At 75.3% G+C, this 18421-nt stretch carries 15 protein-coding genes; 9 read left to right on the forward strand and 6 right to left on the reverse strand.

From position 1 onward, the window contains the following. Positions 1-36 precede the first annotated feature (36 nt). The 5 genes from AC3IX6_RS07110 to AC3IX6_RS07130 all read left to right on the forward strand — a co-directional run bounded on the left by AC3IX6_RS07110 (position 37) and on the right by AC3IX6_RS07130 (position 6290). Entirely contained in the window at positions 37-594 is a 558-nt protein-coding gene (locus AC3IX6_RS07110) for a hypothetical protein (RefSeq protein WP_489369388.1), read from the forward strand. Between the two features lie 2 nt (positions 595-596). Further along, positions 597-1781 carry a peptidoglycan-binding protein gene (locus AC3IX6_RS07115; RefSeq protein ID WP_489369389.1) on the forward strand — a complete coding sequence of 395 codons (1185 nt, stop codon included), beginning with the start codon at positions 597-599 and terminating at the stop codon, positions 1779-1781. Continuing rightward, complete coding sequence (locus AC3IX6_RS07120) at positions 1778-2506, forward strand: ABC transporter ATP-binding protein (protein WP_489369390.1); 729 nt, start codon at positions 1778-1780, stop codon at positions 2504-2506. The genes AC3IX6_RS07115 and AC3IX6_RS07120 overlap by 4 nt, the downstream gene beginning before the upstream one ends. Next, on the forward strand, positions 2503-3690 hold the full coding sequence (locus AC3IX6_RS07125) for an ABC transporter permease (protein ID WP_489369391.1): 1188 nt from the start codon (positions 2503-2505) through the stop codon (positions 3688-3690). Before AC3IX6_RS07120 ends, AC3IX6_RS07125 begins: the two co-directional genes overlap by 4 nt. A gap of 116 nt (positions 3691-3806) precedes the next feature. After that, positions 3807-6290, forward strand: coding sequence for a protein kinase domain-containing protein (locus AC3IX6_RS07130; RefSeq protein WP_489369392.1), 2484 nt, complete (start codon positions 3807-3809; stop codon positions 6288-6290). A gap of 125 nt (positions 6291-6415) precedes the next feature. Here AC3IX6_RS07130 and AC3IX6_RS07135 read toward each other — a convergent pair whose 3' ends face one another. From AC3IX6_RS07135 to AC3IX6_RS07145, 3 genes are all read right to left on the reverse strand, one after another. Beyond that, the gene (locus AC3IX6_RS07135; RefSeq protein WP_250744215.1) at positions 6416-6541 is read right to left on the reverse strand and encodes an ALQxL family class IV lanthipeptide; all 126 of its coding nucleotides are present in this window, start codon (positions 6539-6541) and stop codon (positions 6416-6418) included. A 124-nt stretch (positions 6542-6665) separates the two neighbouring features. Then, positions 6666-9668 (reverse strand): class IV lanthionine synthetase LanL, encoded by a 3003-nt coding sequence (lanL, locus tag AC3IX6_RS07140; protein WP_489369393.1) that lies wholly within the window; start codon positions 9666-9668, stop codon positions 6666-6668. Between the two features lie 173 nt (positions 9669-9841). Continuing rightward, positions 9842-10039, reverse strand: coding sequence for a hypothetical protein (locus AC3IX6_RS07145; RefSeq protein ID WP_489369394.1), 198 nt, complete (start codon positions 10037-10039; stop codon positions 9842-9844). Positions 10040-10246: 207 nt separating this feature from the next. On the opposite strand from AC3IX6_RS07145, the gene AC3IX6_RS07150 reads away from it, so the two are divergent. After that, positions 10247-11281, forward strand: coding sequence for a hypothetical protein (locus AC3IX6_RS07150; protein WP_489369395.1), 1035 nt, complete (start codon positions 10247-10249; stop codon positions 11279-11281). Between the two features lie 134 nt (positions 11282-11415). On the opposite strand, the gene AC3IX6_RS07155 is transcribed toward AC3IX6_RS07150, so the two are convergent. Beyond that, complete coding sequence (locus AC3IX6_RS07155) at positions 11416-12087, reverse strand: response regulator (protein WP_489369396.1); 672 nt, start codon at positions 12085-12087, stop codon at positions 11416-11418. Then, positions 12084-13238 (reverse strand): sensor histidine kinase, encoded by a 1155-nt coding sequence (locus tag AC3IX6_RS07160; protein ID WP_489369397.1) that lies wholly within the window; start codon positions 13236-13238, stop codon positions 12084-12086. The genes AC3IX6_RS07155 and AC3IX6_RS07160 overlap by 4 nt, the downstream gene beginning before the upstream one ends. A 257-nt stretch (positions 13239-13495) precedes the next feature. Between AC3IX6_RS07160 and AC3IX6_RS07165 the strand changes: the two genes are divergently transcribed. Continuing rightward, positions 13496-14998: an alpha/beta hydrolase family protein gene (locus AC3IX6_RS07165; protein ID WP_489369398.1), complete on the forward strand. Its 1503-nt coding sequence runs from the start codon at positions 13496-13498 to the stop codon at positions 14996-14998. 364 nt (positions 14999-15362) lie between these two features. Here AC3IX6_RS07165 and AC3IX6_RS07170 read toward each other — a convergent pair whose 3' ends face one another. Next, a complete protein-coding gene (locus AC3IX6_RS07170; protein ID WP_489369399.1) occupies positions 15363-16415 on the reverse strand; it encodes a M4 family metallopeptidase in 1053 nt (350 codons plus the stop codon). Positions 16416-16720: 305 nt separating this feature from the next. Here AC3IX6_RS07170 and AC3IX6_RS07175 point away from each other — a divergent pair, with 305 nt between their 5' ends. Then, the gene (locus tag AC3IX6_RS07175; protein ID WP_489369400.1) at positions 16721-17404 is read left to right on the forward strand and encodes an RNA polymerase sigma factor; all 684 of its coding nucleotides are present in this window, start codon (positions 16721-16723) and stop codon (positions 17402-17404) included. Continuing rightward, complete coding sequence (locus tag AC3IX6_RS07180) at positions 17401-18372, forward strand: hypothetical protein (RefSeq protein ID WP_489369401.1); 972 nt, start codon at positions 17401-17403, stop codon at positions 18370-18372. Before AC3IX6_RS07175 ends, AC3IX6_RS07180 begins: the two co-directional genes overlap by 4 nt. The last annotated feature ends 49 nt before the right edge of the window (positions 18373-18421 follow it).

The raw sequence follows: 18421 nt of genomic DNA on the forward strand, positions 1-18421 counted from the left end.
TGGGCGTTCATCGGCAACACACAGGGAGCGTGGGACATGCGAGGCACGTCCGCAGCGATACGCGGCAGGTCGGTACGAGGACTGCGAGGGCTGCCCGCCGTGGCCGCCGCGGTGGCGGTGCTGGCCCTGGCCGGCTGCTCGGCCACAGCTCCGGCGCCCGAGGTCGCCGGGAGCGACGGCGGGGGCAAGGTCAAGCCGCAGGACGACAACGCGGTCCGCCGGGCCTGGGTGGACTGCATGCACCAGCAGGGGCAGACGAGCGTCGAGCAGGACAAGGACGGCAACATCGGCTTTCCGGCCGCGAGCACGGACTCGGGTCTGCCGTCCGGGTACGACACCGCCGCCCGGCTGTGCGACGAGAAGGTGCCCGGCATCCACCAGGTCCAGAAGGCCGACAACGCCAAGTTCGCGGAGATGGCCCGCAAGTGGGTCGAGTGCGCGCGCAAGAACGGCTACCCCGACATGCCGGACCCGGATCCCAAGGAGGGAACGGTCATCGTCCCGCGCGCCCTGTTCGACGCGGCCAAGTGGGATGCCGCTTCGCAGGCCTGCGAGGCCAAGTTCCCGCTGCCCGGCTACCGGATCGGGGAGTGAGCGTGACCCGCACCGTGGAACCCGCGGGTCCCCCGGACCCCGTGGAACCCTCAGGGCCTGGACCCGGACCTGGACCCGGACGCGGCAGGAAGCGCCGCAAGGTCCTCGTCCCGCTGCTGCTGGTCGCCGCGGTGGCCGGGGCCGGGACGGTCGCCGCCGCCCGCCCGTGGGACCGCGGCACCGGGGGAACCGAGCGGGCGGGCGTGCAGTACGGCCTCGCCCCGGTGGAGCAGGGCTCGCTCTCCAGCAGCATCCAGCTCACCGGCTCGCTCGTGTACGACGCTCCCACCCCCGTGGTCGCGGCCGGCAAGGGCACGCTCACGTGGCTCCCGGCCGTCGGCGCCGTCGTCAAGCCGGGACAGAAGCTCTACGAGGTCGACGGCCAGCCGGTGGTGCTGATGGCCGGCGACCGCCCGATGTGGCGCGACCTGGGCCCCGGTGTCCCCGCCGGCGCCGACGTGGAGCAGCTCGAACGCAACCTGCTCCGGCTCGGCCACGGCAAGGGACTCGGCCGGACCGCCGACCAGAAGTTCACCCCGGAGACCGCCACCGCCGTGAAGCGCTGGCAGAAGTCCCTGGGACTCCCGGAGACCGGCACGGTCCCCCTGGGCGCCGTCACCATGCTGCCGCAGGAGTCCGTGCGCGTGCAGCAGGTCGGCGCGCAGCTCGGCGCGGTGCTGGGCGCTTCGTCGGTGATGACCGTGACCCGCGAGGACCTCGTGGTCACCGTGCGGCCCGCCGAGAACCAGCTCTCGCGGTTCAAGCCGGACGGCCGCGTCCGCATCAAGTCGGCCGACGGCTCCGACGTGGAGGGGCGCATCCGTTCGCTGATCCGCGGCTCCGGCGGGGAGGACGGGTCCGGCGGGTCCGGCGGGCCGGGCGGCGGCTCCGGGGAGGGCCCGGGCGGCGCCAGGACCACCGTGACGATCGTGCTGGACGGCCAGGAACAGGCCCGGCGGGCGGGGCAGTCCGCGGTCACCGTCACCGTGGTGGGCGACACCGCCGACCAGGCGCTCATCGTTCCGGTCACCGCGCTGCTCGCCCTCGACGGCGGCGGCTACGGCGTACGCGTCTCCGACGGCCCGACCCCCCGGCTGGTCAAGGTCCGGCTCGGCCTGATCGCCGACGCCAAGGCACAGATCACCGGCGACGTCCGGCCCGGCGCGCAGGTGGTGGTCCCCAAATGAGCTCGTTCCCGGTGGAGAACACCGCCCCCGTCCTGGAGCTGTCCGCCCTCGTCAAGGAGTATCCGGGCACGCCCCCGCTGCGCATCCTGCACGGCATCGACCTCACCGTCGAAGCCGGTGAACTCCTCGCCGTCGTCGGGCCGTCCGGCTCCGGCAAGTCCACCCTCCTCGCCCTGCTCGGCTCGCTCGACCGGCCCACCTCAGGGCGGCTGCGCTTCGAGGGCCGCGATCTGGCCGGCCTGTCCGACCGGGAGCTGGCCGCACTGCGGGCGCACCGGATCGGTTTCGTGTTCCAGCAGTTCTTCCTGCTGTCCGGACTCACCACCGTCGAGAACGTCGCGACCGGGCTGCTGTACGCCGGGGCGCCGGTCTCCGAGCGGCGCGCGCGGGCCGTCGAGGCACTGCGGGCCGTCGGCCTCGGGCACCGGCTGGACCACCGCCCGGACCAGCTCTCGGGCGGCGAGAAGCAGCGCGTGGCGATCGCCCGCGCGCTGATCGGCCGCCCGGCACTGCTGCTGGCCGACGAGCCCACCGGAGCCCTGGACAGCGTGTCCGGCGCCGCGGTGGTCGAGCTGCTGCGCACCCTGAACGCGGACGGCACCACGGTGGTGGTCATCACCCACGACCGTGCGCTGGCCGCCTCGTTCCCCCGGCGGGTCGGCATCCAGGACGGCCGCATCGAGTTCGACGAACGTCTCCCGGAGCCCGCTGGAGCCGGCCGATGAAGAAGCCCCGTACCCGGCTCCGCCCCATGGACCTGCTGCGTTTGGGCATGATCGGGCCGCGTACCCGCAGGCTGCGTACCGCACTGTCCGCGCTGGGCATCTCGCTGGGCATCGCCGCCGTGGTCGCGGTCACCGGCATCTCGAACTCCAACCAGCAGCACCTGCTGGCACGGCTGGACCAGCTCGGCTCCAACCTGATCACCGTGGCTCCCGGCAAGGGGCCCGACCAGCAGCCGGTGCCGCTCCCGCTCACCGCGGAGAAGATGCTCTCCGCCATCGCGCCCGTGCAGCGGACCACCGCCACCGGGGCCACCAAGGCCCAGGTGTACCGCAACGACCTGGTGCCGCCGCAGCAGACCGGAAGCCTCACCGTGCTGGCCGCGCGCCTCAGCCTGCTGGAGGTGCTGCGCGCCGAACTGCACAGCGGGCGGTGGCTGGACGCCGCGAGCGAGAACCTCCCGGTGACCGTGCTCGGCGGCCAGGCCGCCCAGCGCCTCGGCGTCACCGGACCGGGCGAGCGGGTGTGGCTGGGCGGACAGTGGTACCAGGTGCTCGGCATCCTCGCCCCGAACGAGCTCGCCCCCGAGCTGTCCACCGCGGCCCTGGTCGGCTGGCCCCAGGCGGTCGCCCACCTGGGGGCCGACGGGAGCGCCGCGACCGTCTACCTGCGGTCGCACTCCGCACGCGTGCCGCAGGTCCAGGCGGTGGCCGCGGCCAGCGCGAACCCCGGCAGCCCGACCATGGTCGCCGTGAGCCGGCCCTCCGACCTCCTCCTGGCCCGCACCGAGACGGAGAACAGCCTCACCGCGCTCGTCCTCGTCCTGGCCGGCGTGGCCTTGCTGGTGGGCGGCGTCGGCATCGCCAACACCATGGTCGTCGGCGTGATGGAGCGCCGCGGCGAGATCGGGCTGCGGCGCGCCCTGGGGGCCCGGGGCGGCCAGATCTCGGCGCAGTTCCTGCTGGAGGCCGTACTGATGGGCTTCATCGGCGGGGCGAGCGGGCTGCTCCTCGGCGGCCTGACCGTGTACGGCTACGCGCTGGTCCAGGGCTGGCCGGCGGCCGTCCCGCTCTACACCCTGGTCGCCGGCCCCTCGGTCGCGGTGGTGGTGGCCGGGCTCGCCGGGCTCTATCCCGCACTGCGCGCCGCCCGTGCCTCCCCCACGGACGCCTTGCGTTCGGCGTGACCGCCGGGGACCGCCGGGGTCCGCCGGGGACCGCCGGGGAACACCCTCGCCCTACGCGTGCGCAGGTCCGGGATAGGGTGCCGCCGACGGATGTACTCGGTGGGGTGGGGCGGGACATGACACTGCGGGACGGGGATCCGCGGGCGATCGGCGGGTATGTCCTGATCGCCCGGCTGGGTTCCGGCGGGATGGGGACGGTGTACTCGGGGCGGGCTGCTTCGGGGCGGCTCGTCGCGGTGAAGCTGGTGCACCAGCAGTTCGCCGACGACCCCGAGTTCCGGACCCGGTTCCGGCAGGAGGTGGCGGCCGCCCGCCGCGTGAGCGGGGCCTTCACCGCCGCGGTGGTGGATGCCGACCCGGACGCGAAGCGGCCCTGGATGGCCACCCAGCTGGTGCCGGGACGGACCTTGGGCGCACGGGTGAAGGCGGACGGGCCGCTGCGCGGGAGCGCGCTGCGCGTTCTCGCGCTCGGACTGGTGGAGGCGCTGCGCGAACTGCACACCACCGGGGTGATCCACCGCGATCTGAAGCCGGACAACGTCATGCTGACGGACGACGGGCCGCGGGTGATCGACTTCGGGATCTCGCGGGCGGCGGGGCAGCAGACGCTGACCTCGACCGGGCAGATCCTCGGGACTCCGCCGTACATGTCGCCGGAGCAGTTGTCGGCTCCGGCGCGGGTGCGGGCCTCGTCGGACGTGTTCTCCCTGGGAGCGGTGCTGGTGTTCGCCGCGACCGGGCGGGGGCCCTTCGACGCGGAGTCGCACTACATGACGGCCTACCGCGTGGTGTCGGATGCGCCGGACATCGCGGGTCTGGCCGATTCGCTACGGGACGTGGTCGGGGCATGCCTGGCCAAGGAGGCGGCCGCCCGCCCGGGACCGGACGAGCTGCTGGCCGTGCTGGCGCGGATCCCGGCGGCCGACTGGGAGAGCCCGCTCCGCGAGGACGACGGCCCCGGCGGGGAGGCCCGTAAGCCCCTCGGGGCCGGGACCTGGACCGGCTCGGGTGCCGAAGACGGCGAAGCGGAGCCGGGGGCGGGTGCCAACACAGACGGCACCGGCACCGGTGACAGCGACAGCGGTCCGGAATCGCCCTCCGCGTCCGGAGAGGGATCCGAGGACACCGACGGGTCGCTCACCCGGCGGTCCGGGCCACCGACCGCCGGCCCCGCCGGAGACGTGGCGGCGGCCGGACGGCCCCGGCGGCCGCGCAGGCCCCGCAGGCGCGCTCTCCTCGCCGCGGCGCTCGTGGCTTCGCTGCTGGCCGGCGGCGGGCTCTACCTGCGGTTCTCCCCGCCGACCGGCGGTTCGCGGGACAACGCGAAGACCCCCGAGTCGTCCGCCGGGCCCTCCGGCAGCCCCGGCGGTGCCACGCCCGCGCCCTCCCTGCCGAAGCCCAACGGGACCCTCGCCCCGTACGTGGCCACCGAAGGCGGCAGCCCCGGCGGCAGCCGTGCCTACGCGGACGCGCCCGCCCGGCGCCCCGCCGGGTGGCGGGCCTGGGACGGCGGCGGCGACATGGGGTCCTGCGCGTACGCGGAATCCTCGCTGGTGTGCACCTCGCCCCGCCCCGGCATGGCCGCCGCCCTCAGCCGGTTCGACGCCGCGACCGGCGAACTGCTGTGGGGACACCTGCTAAAAGGCCCCGTGGACGGGCTGGCCCCGATGGTGGCCCCGGGAGCGACCGCCGGAACCCACACGGTGATCGCGCTCGACCGCAGGGGGTTCACCGCGCTGGACCTCGTCGAGGGCACCCCCCGGTGGGAGTTCCCCACCAAGGAGATGCTGCGGCGGCCGGTGCTGGACGCGGACGGCAGCCGGGTGTTCGCGGTCTCCATGTCCGGCACGGTCACCGCGCTGGAGACCCGGTCCGGGAAGGTCCTGTGGCAGCAGGCGGTGCCCGGATCCGATGACGGTTTCCCGGCGCTGCGCGTCGACGGGGACCGGGTGTACGTACAAGGGCGGTCCCAGAAGGACGACATGGGCTTCGAGAGCTTCGTGACCGCCCTCGACGGGGCCACGGGGAAGAAGCTGCCCTTCGGGACCCCCCGGGACGGTACCCGCTTCGCGATGCCCGGGACCTGCGAGACGCGCGGACTGACGCTGGGCCGGGACGAGAGCGAGGCGACCGTCTTCCTGTGCAACAAGGAGAACGGCGCCGGGGTGCTGCGCGGCGAGCCGGCGCGGCAGCGGAGCGCGGACCTCCCGTACGCCGGAACCACGCTGTCGGGACCTGCCGTGGCCGGGGACAAGGTGTACCTGATGGCGACCGCGGCGGGCGGCGAGCCGGGGTTCATGGAGCTCAACCAGGAGTCCGGCGGCGCCGTGTGGCGGATTCCGCTGGCGCAGGAGTGCACCGACCCGGAGCGCCCGGAGGCCTCGAACGCGGTGGTGGTGACCGACGGACTGGCGTACGTACGGTGCCGGACCTCGGGCGTGGTCATCGACCTGGTCTCCCGCAAGCAGACCGGCCGGTTCACCGTCCCGGGCGGCGTCCGCCCGGGGGCCGACGACGCGTTCGGCTTCCTGGTGGTGGGCGGGATCGTCTTCACCCCGACCGCCAAGGGATGGTCCTCCGTCGAACCCTCCCCCGTCTAAGGGACGTTCACCGGAAGCGGGCCGGCGCCCGCGTCCTGGCCGACCGGCGAGGGAGGGGGCCGGTGCAGAGGTCCGGTCCCCTCCCAGGGCGGCGAAGGGGGTCGCCGCCGCCGGTCAGCGGCCGATCAGCAGCCGCTCGTGTGCCAGCGGCAGGCCGTGATCAGCGCGGCGGCGTGCTCCTCGCCGCGGGCGTCCTCGGTACGGAGGTCCTCGGGCAGGACCTGGAGGGCGTCGATGTCGAACTCCGCCATGGCGGTCTCCTTCTGTGCGGATGGAACTGCGGAGGGACCCGCAGTGGGAACCGCAGTCGGAACTGCGGGTGGGGCGCCGGACCCGTGCGGGCCCGGCAGCCGGTGGCCGTCGGCCACCGGACACTCAGGGGTGGGCGGATCCGCCCTCGGGCAGCCAGGCACGCGGGCCGCCGTACCGCAGGCGCAGCAGCAGCGAGAGGCTCCCGGCCAGGCCGGTGGCGTACTCGGCCAGCACGGTCTTGCGGTTCTCGTCGGGCACCAGCAGCCGGCCGTCGCGCAGCACCGCCTGGGCCGCCATGTGCTCGACCAGCAGCTCGGCTCCCTCGCGGTGGCGTGCGTCCCCGGTGAGCTCGGCGGCGTCGAGCAGGAACTCGGCGTTGCCCGCGAGCCCGTGGCAGGTGGCGGCCGTATCCGTGACCCGGCCGGCCCGGACGGCGGCGGCCGCGCCCTCCACCAGCTCGGCCAGGTCACGCCCGTCGGGCACGTCGGCCAGGTCGGGTACATCGGCCAGCTCGGGCAGGTCCGGTGCGTCCGGCAGGTCCGGCAGGTCGGTCCAGCCCGTGTCGCGGGCTCCGGCCACCGCCCCGAGGCGGACCAGGAAGGTGCCCGCGCCGGAGGAGCCGCTGCACCAGTGCCGGGCCAGCTCCGGGGAGTCCGACAGGTGCCGAGCCCGGTCCACCGGCCACAGGGTGCCCGCCGGTCCGCGGCGGGCGGCCCCGGCGAGGGTGGCGCCCGCCTCCACGGCCGCGGCGCGCAGCCGTGCGTCGCCCGTCGCCTCCCAGGCGAGGAGCAGGAAGGTGCCGACGCCGGCGACCCCGTGCGCGAAGCCGTAGTGCCAGGCACCGGCCAGACCGGAGTCGAAGTCCTCGGGCACCGGCCAGAAGACGCCCTCGGGGGTGCGCCGGGCCGCTGCCAGCAGGCCTTCGGCGGCCCGCGCGGCCCGGTCGAGGAACCGGGGGTCGCCCGTGGTGCGCCAGAAGTGCAGCTGGGTCAGGCCGGCGCCGGCCGCGCCGTGGCAGACATCGGGGTTGGGCCACTCCACGGGCAGCGCGAGGGCCAGGGCCGAGGCGCGTTCGGTGAGCGCCGCGTCCTCCAGTGCGCGGGCCGCGTCGAGCAGGGCCCAGGCCGTGCCCGACCGGCCGAAGTGGAGTCCGGGCAGGTGCCCGGGCAGCGCCTCCTGCCGGTCAGCCGTCCAGAGCGCGGCCGCGCGCAGCCCCGTACGCAGGGATTCCCGGGTGACCGGGGGTGCGTACGACGAGTCCCGGGGGCTCCCGTGGGAGGCGCCGGAGCCGGAGCCGGCCGCGAGGTCGTCCGCGTGCCGCAGGGCCCGGGCGAGCAGGCCCAAGGGGCCCGCGGAGCCGTGCTGGAGGGCCACCGGATCGCAGGTCGCGCCGACGGAGTCCGCGGGCCAGAGCCGGTCGGGGTCGGCCGGGCGCATGGTGGCCAGCAGGTGGGCGATCCCGTCGTGCAGCAGCCGTGCCCGCAGGTCCGCGGGCGCGGTGCGTACGGCGGGCGCCGCGCGCACGGCGGGTGCCGCGGGCGCGGTACGCACCGCCGGCGCCCCAAGTGCCGCCGCCGTCGCCGGTGTCGGGCGGCCTGCGAGAAGTTCCTCCCGGGCCCGTTCCAGGGTCCAGCGGTCCGCGGGTGCGTCGCGCATCAGGCCGCGGATCAGCGGCCCGAACCGCCGTACGAGCGGCTGGTCCCGGCCCAGCAGCTCCAGCAGCCCGGACAGCCGCTCCTCGTCCGGGCGGGCCGCCGCTGCGGGCCGGTCCGCCGCGAAGAGCGGATCGGCGCCGGTCAGGGCGTGCAGGACGGTGGCGCCGAGGGCGTAGAGGTCCACGCCGGGACCGAACGCGGGGGCCACCGGGTCGGCGGCGCGCAGTTCGGGTGCGGTGTAGCCGGGGGTGGCGCCGAGCACCCAGCGTTCACCCTCCGCGGCGGCCATCTCCAGGTCGATCAGGCGGAGTTGTCCGTCGGGGGTGACCATGACGTTGTTGGGGTTGAAGTCGTGCAGGGTGAGGCCGAGTTCGTGGGCGGCGGCGACCAGGTCGAGCAGCTGCCGGACGAGGGAGCCGGCGGTCCGCTCGTCGGGGCAGGCGGCACCCTCCCTGATCAGCCGTTCGGCGACGGTCCGGCGCAGGGTGGCTCCGGGCACCGACTCGGCGACCAGGAAGGCGCTGCCCTGCTGCTCGAACACCTCGACGAGGCGGGGGACCCGGTCGGGGAACCGCAGGCCGAAGCGTTCCAGCAGGGCGGCCTCCCGGCGCAGCAGGTCCCGTACGTCCAGGCCTTCGAGGCCGGCGCCGACGTGCGGGCGGGCCTGCTTGACGACCACCCGGGCTCCGGTGGTGGTGTCCTCCGCCCGGAAGACGCCCCCCTTGGTGGAGTGCTGGATCGCGCCGCGCACGAGATAGCGCTCGTGCAGGAGCACGGGCTTCGCGGTGGCCGTACTGCGGGCCGGGGCGGCCGGGCGGTCCGGGAACGGGTCCCCCGCCCAGGACGGCGGGCTGTACCAGGCGTTGCGCTCGTCCGGCACCGGCCGGCCCGCGGGGTCGGTCAGCCGGGCGGCGTAGGCTCCGTCGGGGGTGAGCTCGGGGGTGGCGGCGAACACCCCGTAGCGGTAGTAGACCTGACTGTCCGGCAGATAGCGGCGGTCGGAGAGCACCGCGGGCCCGGGCAGCCCCACGGTGACCCGGTGCAACTCCTGCGCGAGCAGCCGGAATTGATCGTCATCGACCGGGTAGACCGTGATGAACTTGCCGGCCCCGCCCCGGGCGAAGCGCCCCGAGACGAGGGCGGCGACCCGCGCGGGACTCCCGGCGAACTTGAACGGAGCGCGGTGGCCGGTCAGCACCTCGGCGGCGCGGGCCAGGACCAGCGGGGCCGAGAGCGGGGTGGCCGAGACGTGGAGCTTCCACCCCTGGGTGCGGCGGGCGGCGCCCGGGGGCCGTACGTGACACCAGAACTCACCCGGTTCCACGGCCCAGTCCCCCGCCGCCCCGGCCGCGCCCCTCATGAGGACGGCGCGCACCAGGTCGGGCAGCAGGGCCAGGTCCGCGGGGCCCTCCGCGCGGCTTCGCCGCGGCCCGGTGAGGGTCGGGGCCGGAGTCTGGGGCAGTGATGACACGCTCTACGACCTCGCACTTCACTCTGCGCACGGTGGGACCCGAGGGACCGGGGATGGAGGTCCGGGGGTCCGGGGGGGGGGGGACGGGGACGGAGGGGTACGGGGACGGAGGGGGACGGGGACGGAGGGGTACGGGGACGGAGGGGTACGGGGACGGAGGAGCGGCGCCCGCCCTAGAGAACGGGCCGGATGTAGTCGTCGCCCCAGCTCGTGTCGAGAGGTTCCGCGGCGAGGAGGACCACGCTCACCGCGCCCCCCGTTCCCCCGCCGTGCGCGTCGTCCGTCCCCGGGCCCGCCCCCTGCTGCACGGCGAGCGGACCGCCGGCCAGCAGGGCCGCGAGGAGGAGGAGACGGGGCAGGGTTCGGGACATGGCGTGGCTCCTGGATGGGGAGGTCGTGGACCGGGCGGCGAGCGCCCGCGTCGGGCGGTTCGCGCCGTATGCCGGCATATCGGCCCGCCGGGATGCGGCCCGGCCGATGACAGAAGTTCATACCGGCATGCCCCGTTGGTCCAGTCCCGAGAGCTGGCAATAGCCTGCATGGCACGGAAGTAGCAGGGCCGCATTGCGGGGGAAAACATGACCATGCAGACCAAATCCATCGACCTGCCGAGGCTGGACGCCCGGGCCGTCGCCGTGTTCGAGCACGCGCTGTCGCAGGGCAGCCTCAAGAGACGGACGCCCGGGGCGCCCGAGCTGCCCGCGGCCCTCGGCCTGACCCCCGAGGAGGCCGAGGAGGCCTGCCGCACGCTGCTGCTGCTCCGACTGCTGCGCCCCGCCCCAGGCAGCCCCGGGGAACTGATCCCGGTGAGCCCGGACGCGGCCGCGGCGGAGGCGGTCGGCCCGCTGGAGGCCCAGGTGGCGCAGGCCGCGGCACACGCCCACTCGGTGCGCGAGGACCTGCGCTCCCTCATGCCGCACTATCGCGCCGCCCGGCGCGAACGCGACCACCGGCAGGGCGTGGACGTACTGCCGGACCTCGCGGCCGCTTCGGCGCTGCTCACCGAGGAGTCGGCGCGCTGCCGCGAGGAGGTGTTCAGCATCCAGCCGGGCGGCGGGCGGGCCGCGCACCGGCTCGGGGACGCCATCGAGCGGGACCTCGCGATGCTGCGCCGCGGGGTGCGGATGCGCACCCTCTACCAGCATTCGGCGCGGGCCAGCCTCTCCACCCAGGGGTACGTGGAGACCCTCACGGAGGCCGGCGCCGAGTACCGCACCGCCGCCGAACTGCCGGACCGGGCCGTGGTGTTCGACCGCTCCGTGGCGTTCCTTCCGCGGCGGACCGACGGCGGCCCGGGCGAAGGCGCCGTACTGGTGCACAACCCGGACGTGGTGGCGTACCTGTGCCGGGTCTTCGACCAGCACTGGTCCGGTGCGACCCCGTTCCGCGGTGGCAGCGGGGCCGCGTACAAGGAGGTCGGACCGAGCCTGCGCCGGGCACTGGTCGGGCTGCTGGCCGAGGGCGCCAAGGACGAGGTGATCGCCCGGCGGATGGGCATGTCCCTGCGCACCTGCCGCCGCCACATCGCCGAGCTGCTGGAGGAACTCGGCGCCGAGAGCCGCTTCCAGGGCGGCGCCCTCGCCGAACGCGCCGGACTCACCGGGGAGGGGTAGCCCGGCCGAGGGCGACCGCCGCAGCGGCTCCGCGGACTCCCGCCACCACCGCAACGGCCCCACCGGCGGCGCCGTCCCCGTCAGCGACGTGGTCGGCCCGGTCGGGGCCATGGTCCGGCCGCTGTTCCGATCCCTCAGCCGGTGTCAGGCCGGGGGAGCAGGCGGTTCTCGTGGGCGAAGACCACGGCCCGGATCCGGTCGCGGAGTTCCAGCTTGAGCAGGATCCGCCCCAGATGGGACTTCACGGTCGCCTCCGCGAGGTGCAGGGCGGCCGCGATCTCGGCGTTGGACAGGCCGCGACCGACCTCGACGAGCACCTCACGCTCCCGGGCACTGAGCCGGTCCAGCCGCTCGTCGCGGACGGCGGTGCCCCCGGCGGCCAGGTGCGGACGGAAGTCCTCCAGCAGGCGCCGGGTGATCCGCGGGGAGAGCACCGCGTCGCCCGCCGCGACGTTGCGGATCGCGGTGAGCAGCTCCTCGGGCCGGGTGTTCTTCAGCAGGAAGCCCGAGGCCCCGGCGCCGAGCGCGGCGAAGGCGTACGCGTCCAGGTCGAAGGTGGTCAGGATCAGCACCCTGCTCCCCGGGGAGACCTCGACGACCTGCCGGGTCGCCTCGATCCCGTCCGTCCCGGGCATCCGGACGTCCATCAGGACCACGTCGGGCCGCAGCTCCCGGGCGAGGCGGACGGCCTGGGCGCCGTCCGCGGCCTCGCCGACCGGCGCCATGTCGGGCTGGGCCTCCAGGACCATGCCGAAGGCCATCCGCAGCAGCGCCTCGTCGTCGGCGATCACGATGCGGATCGTCATACGGCGCCCGTCCCGCCGCTGCCCAGCAGGAGCCGGGTCCGCACACCCCAGCCGCCGCTCGGAAGCGGTCCGGCCCGCAGCGTCCCCCCGTAGACGGCCGCGCGCTCGCGCATGCCGGGGATGCCGTGGCCGGACGGTGCGGCGGCGGGAAGCGCCGGCCGGGGGCCGCTGTCGGTGACCTCCACGCCGACGCTCCCGGCCGAGCACTCGACCAGGACCCTCGCGCGGGTGCCGGCGGGGGTGTGCTTGAGGGTGTTGGTCAACGCTTCCTGCACCAGGCGGTAGACGGTGAGTTGTGCGGTGGCCGGCACATGGGCGTGGCCGCCGCGGACCTCCAGGCCGGTCGGCAGCCCGGCGGCGGCCATCTGGTCGGCGAGCGCCTCCAGCTGGGCGATGCCGGGCAGCGGGTGGCGCTCGGCGTCCGGCTCGTCGGACCGCAGGACGCCCAACGAGCGCCGCATGTCGGTGAGGGCCTGCCGGCCCGTCTCGGAGATCTGCAGCATGGCGGCGGTGGCCCGGTCCGGGGACCTGTGCTGGGCGTAGACGGCGGCATCGGTGAGCGCGACCATGACGGACAGGCTGTGAGTGACGATGTCGTGCATCTCGCGGGTGATCCGGGCCCGCTCCTCGGCGACGGCCAGCCGCGCCTGCTGCTCCTGGTGCAGCGCCAGCCGTTCGGCCCGCTCCTGCACGGCTGCGAGGTAGGCCCGGCCGGTCCGCACGTTCACCCCGAGGACGGCGGCGGCGACCACCGTCGCGGAGAGCGCGACGAACGGGGTCAGGAACGCGCCGTTCTGTGCCCAGCGCAGGCAAGCCAGCAGGGCCCCGCCCTCCACGACGGCGGCGGCGAGCAGCGTGCCGCGCCGGCCCGTGTGTGCGGCCGCCGTGTACAGGGCCACCAGCAGGGCGATGTCCCCGGGCAGTTGGAGGTCCGCCAGCCACTGGACGAAGGCCGCGGCCACCACGGCGGCGAACACCGCGAGCGGGGCCCGGCGCCGCCACACCAGGGGCAGCGTCAGGGCGGCGGTGAGCGCTGCCGCCGCAGGCAGGTCCCGGGCCGGGTAGGTGGTCACGACGTGGAGCAGGAGAAGCGCCGGCAGTACCGAGTCCCACGCCAGGGGCGGTATCCGGTCCCGGTGGCGCACCGTCACAGCTCTCCGCCGATCGGTCGTCGTGGCGGCCCGGCCGGGGCCGTCACCGTGTACAGCCGCAGCCTAGGCCTCGGGTCCGCGCCGCGCATGAGCCCGGCGTCGGAGCGCACTGTGCCGGGGTACGACCAAAGGAGGAGACCCGCCACCTCCCGCGGTCGCAGGCCGCCGCCGGTCCGGGGTGCCCGGTTGCCACTCCGGTCGCACCGCGGCCCGCCCCGGTTGCCACGCCAGTCGCAGTCGGCGGCGACCCGGGGCCGATGCGGCGGCGCGGGCCCGGCGCCGAGCATGGCCGGGTGACCCAAACCATCCCGGGGCTGTTCCTGTCCCCTCCGGAAGTCCTCGTCCTGCTGGGCGCCGTTGCGCTGCTGGTGGCGCGCTGGCTCCCCCCGGCCACCCGCCGGCCCGTCACCGTCGTGGCGGGGGCGGTCCTCGTGGCGTCGGCGATCGTGCTGGGCATCGTGGGGCTCCGCTGGCAGATGCTGCCGGTCCTGGCCGGCGCCGCCGTCGCCTCGGCGTTCGCCCTCCCGCCCCTGTTGCGGCGCGGTGCCGGCCGACCGGCGTGGCGGGCCCGCTGGTGGCTGGCCCTGCCGGGATCGCTGGCCTGCGCCGGCCTGATCGCCACCGGCCCGGCGGCCGCTTGGGCCTTCCCCGTGCCCGTCTTTCCCGAGCCGACGGGCGCCTTCGCGGTCGGCACACGGGTGGTGCAGTGGACCGATCCGCTCCGCCCCGAGAGCTTCACCGCCGATCCGGACGACCGGCGCACGGTCGTGGTCCAGCTCTGGTACCCGGCGCGGGAGAGCCCTGCGGGCGTCCCCCGGGCCCCGTACCTGGGACGTACGGAGGGCGAGGCGCGGACCGTCGCCGAGGCCCTCGCCGGCGGGGTCGGCCTGCCCGGCTTCCTGGTCGACGGCGTCCCGAGGGCCCGCAGCCGCGCGGTCGTCGACGCCCCGGTGGCCGGCGGGGGAGAGCGGTTCCCGGTCGTGCTCTTCTCCCCGGGGTCGGGCGGGGTGCGGTCCCAGAACACCGCCTGGGCGGAGGAGCTGGCCAGCCACGGCTACCTGGTCGCCGCCCTCGACCACCCGTACGACTCCACCGTCGTCGTCCTCTCCGACGGCCGCACCATCCGCGCGACCACCGCCTCCTCCTGGGACCGCGCCAGGGACGAGGAGCTGGCGACCGGCTGGACCGCCGTCCGGGCCGCCGACCTCGGCTTCGTCCTCACCCGGCTGGAGCGGCTGGACCGCGGTGAGACCGCCGACCCGCTGACCGGACGCCTGGACACCGGCCGCGCCGCGGCGGCCGGCCACTCCCTGGGCGGAGCCGCCGCCCTGCAAGTGGCCCGGCAGGACCGCCGGTTCGACGCCGTCGTCGACCTGGACGGCTACCCCCACGGCCCCACCGAGCCCGCCCTCCAGCAGCCGGCGCTCGCGCTCACCCAGGAGATCACCGCCGGCACCGACCCGCGCTACCTGCCCCGGCTCACCGAGGCCCTCGAGCACAGCACCGCGCCGAGCTACCGGCTCACCGTCCCCGGCGCCGGGCACCTCACGTTCACGGACGGCCCGCTCTACCTGCCGCCGGTGCCCTCGATCGTCGGCACTCTGGGCCGCACCGAGAGTCCGCGCGTCGTCGCCGCGGCCACCCTCGCCTTCCTGGAGGCCACTCTGCGAGGCCGCCCCGGCGACCCTGCCGACGCCCTCCGGGCCTACGGCACGGTCTCGTCATCAGGGGCTCGGGGGACCGCGACGCCAACCCCGTGATCTGCCCGAGCGGTTCGGGCCGTGAAACGCAGCACCGTCGAGAGGACCATCAACAGGCTGTTGAACTCCCGTACCGTCGCGACCCGTTGCGACCCGTTGCGACAAGCGCGGGGCCTTGCCCCGCGCTAGTGCTGTGACCGGAGAGGTTCACCGTGTCACGACGCCCGGTACGACAGGCGCGACGGGGCGGCCTGAGCGGACACGTTCGACCAGCAGCCGCCTACCGAAGACGGTCGGCCGGGCATTACGGTGGGACACGAAGACCTCCGTTGTGCAAGGGGTTCCTAGACAGCTCCCACCACACCGGAGGTCTTCGCCGTGTTCAAGACCAGCCGCGTGTCAACAACGCTCGTGATCAATACACCTAGGCGATACCGGGGATCTGCCGGTCCCTGAACGCCGTCCGGACGGCGTCCGCGGCGCCCGTCCCGTACATGCTGCGCGCGGTGGCGATCGTGGCGAGCGCCGCGTCGCGGAAGCTGGTGTCGGGGGCGAAGCCGAACTGCGCGTTGACGATGATGCGGTCGGCCGTCCTCGCGCCCAGGGCCCCGCGGATGTCGAGGAGGGCGCGCGACCAGATCTCGCCGTCCGCGTGCACCTCGCCGGTGCGGTCCGCGTAGACCTTGTTGCCGTCGATGCGGCGCAGGCAGTGCGGGGCCGCGCTGTAGCCGACCGAGTCCCAGTCGGCCACGCACGCCGGGTCCGACCCGCGCGGCCAGCCGCGGACGGCGGCGGCGTGCTCGCCGACCGAGACGGCCAGGTAGTCGCCGAAGGCCTCGCCTATCGCCCCGGCCTCCGGGGAGCTGCCGAAGCCGGGGACCTGGGCGTGGTGCACCGCGTGCCCGTACTCGTGGACGATGACCTCCGCGTCCTCGGCGTCGTCGACGCCGCCCTTGCCGAAGCGGATCTCGGCCTTCTTGTCGGTGAAGAAGGAGTTGTCGGCGCCCCACTGATTGAGGCGGACGGGCTGGGCGCGGTCGTTGGCTCCGGGCAGTTCGCTGCCGAAGCCGAGTCCTTGCAGGTACTCCTGCGCCTCGTTGACCCAGAAGTAGGCCATGACCTGCTCGAACTGCTCGTCGGCGCGGTTGTACCGGCCGGCGTCCGCGGCGGCCGCGGGCGCGCCCGTCTCCGACCGGATGTACGCCCACCGGCCGGAAAGGCCGCCGCTGCCGTCGAGGTTGCGCAGTACGACCGAGGTGTAGGCGGAGTCGGGCACGGCGGCGGCCGAGTCCTTGGCGTCGACGAGCGTCTGATCGCCGGTGGACTGGACGGGATTGACCATGAAGACGCGGCCCTGGGGCAGGCCGGCCGCCGAGCGGGACGGCGAGGCGTCGGCCGCTGCCGGCACGGCCAGGCCGAGCAGGGTCAGGGACGCGATCACGGCAGCGGTGCGGCCGCGGGAGGTACGGCGGGGCATGGACATCCTCCTGTGGTGGACGTGTGGTGCCGGAAGAACGTGCGTGGCGAGGTGCGGACGCGATCCTTGCTCAACGTCACCGCGTTTGACCAGCCCCGGAGCGAAGCAACCGATCCGCCGGTCTCCGGCCGGGGGGAGCCTTCCGTCCGGGTGAGTCTTCGGGCTTCGCGCCCGGGTGGCGCATGATGTCCCGCGTGCACAGTGCGGAGGAGTTCGGCGGAGCCGACAGCGAAGCGGGTATACCGGGAACCCGGGAGACCCCGAAAGGCCAGGGGGTCCCGGCGACCCGGGGCGCCCCGCCAGACATGACGGACGCCGTCCGGGCGGCGCAGCAGGGGGACGAAGCGGCCTTCCAGACGCTGTTCCGCGCGGTGCAGCCCGTACTCCTGCGCTACCTGACCGTCCTGGTCGGCGAGGACGCGGAGGACGTGGCCTCCGAGGCCTGGCTCCAGATATCCCGGGATCTGGGCTCGTTCAGCGGGGACTACGACGGTTTCCGCGGCTGGGTGTCGACGATCGGCCGGAACCGGGCCATGGACCTGCTGCGGCGGCGCCGCCGCCGGCCGGCCGTGAGCGTACCGGTCGAGTACCTGCACGACCGGCCGGCCCGGGAGGACACCGAGGGCGCCGCACTGGCCACGATGGGGACGGGCGCGGCCCTCGCACTGATCTCCCTCCTGCCCCGCGACCAGGCGGAGGCGGTGCTCCTACGGGTGGTCATGGACCTGGACGCGGACAGCGCGGCCCGAGTCCTGGGCAAACGAGCCGGCGCGGTCCGCATGGCCTCCCACCGCGGCCTCCGCAAACTCGCCAAACTCCTCGACCAGCAGAACGGGGATCCCTCACGGGTCGCGGGAGCGGCGGGGGCCGCAGGGGGCGTAGGGAGTGGGGGCATACCCGGCGAAGCGGGTGGTTCGGGGCGGGGCGAAAGAACTTCTGCCCCAGGAGTGACACCGACGACGGCTCCGACGCTGAAGGGCACGAAATGAGCACCCACCGATCCCGCCGGATCGACCACGCCACGGCCGAGCAGTTGCTCGCCGGCGCCCGGTCGCGGGTGTCGGGCACGCAAGATGCATCCGATATGCCCGAGTTGACGGAGTCGTCCGGCGCGTCTGGCGGCCACGAGGCCCTCGTGGGGCTGCTCGCCGCCGCCGCCGCTCCGGCGGGGAAGGACGAACTGTCCGGCGAGCAGGCGGCTCTGGCCATGTTCCGGGCCGCTCGACTCGCCCCCGCAGCCGATGCCTCGGCCAACCGCTCGGCCACACCGACGCCCGCAGCCGCAGCCGGATCCGCGGCCGCCCGCGCCCACGCCCCCGTACCGACGCCCCGGAAGCGGCCGCTGCTCGCCCCGGCGACGCTCCTCGGTGCGAAGGTCGCAGCCGCCGTGCTGGCGGCCGCTCTCGGTGGTGTGGCCGTCGCTGCCGGCACGGGCCATCTCCCCGCCGTCCTGGGCGGCGCCCCCGAGCGCGAGCGCCCGGCCGCCTCCCCCACGCCCGGAACCGGGGTCGCGGACGCCCAGCCCCCCGGGGCGTCCGGCCGCTCGTCCGCGGCGGTGCCCGCCGACCTGGCCGAGCTGTGCCGGGCCTTCACCCGCACCACGGGTCCGCGTCCCGAGGAGGTCCTGGCCGAGCGGCGGTTCGCCCCGCTGGTCGCCGCCGCGGGAGGCCGGTCCGCCGTTCCGGGTTACTGCGCCCCCGTCCAGGGCAGCGGACCGGACCCGACGGCCTCCGCGCCGGCCGCCTCCGCAGCGCCGACCGCCTCCCCGACGCGGAACCCGCGGGCCGCCACCCCCACACATCCCGGCAAGCACGAACCGACCCGGCGTCCCGTCACCCCTGGCCCGAGCGCCGGACAGCACGGTCCCGGCACCCGTCCGCCGGGACCCCCGAGCCCTGCCCCGTCCCCACCCGGCCGGGACGTCCCGCCCGGGCACCCCCCGGGGGCGAACCCCTGACCCCGGACGGAACCCGGTCCGGCGGAGTGCGGGGCGTCCCCCGTGTCCG

The organism is Streptomyces sp. GL_141 (assembly GCF_057834385.1).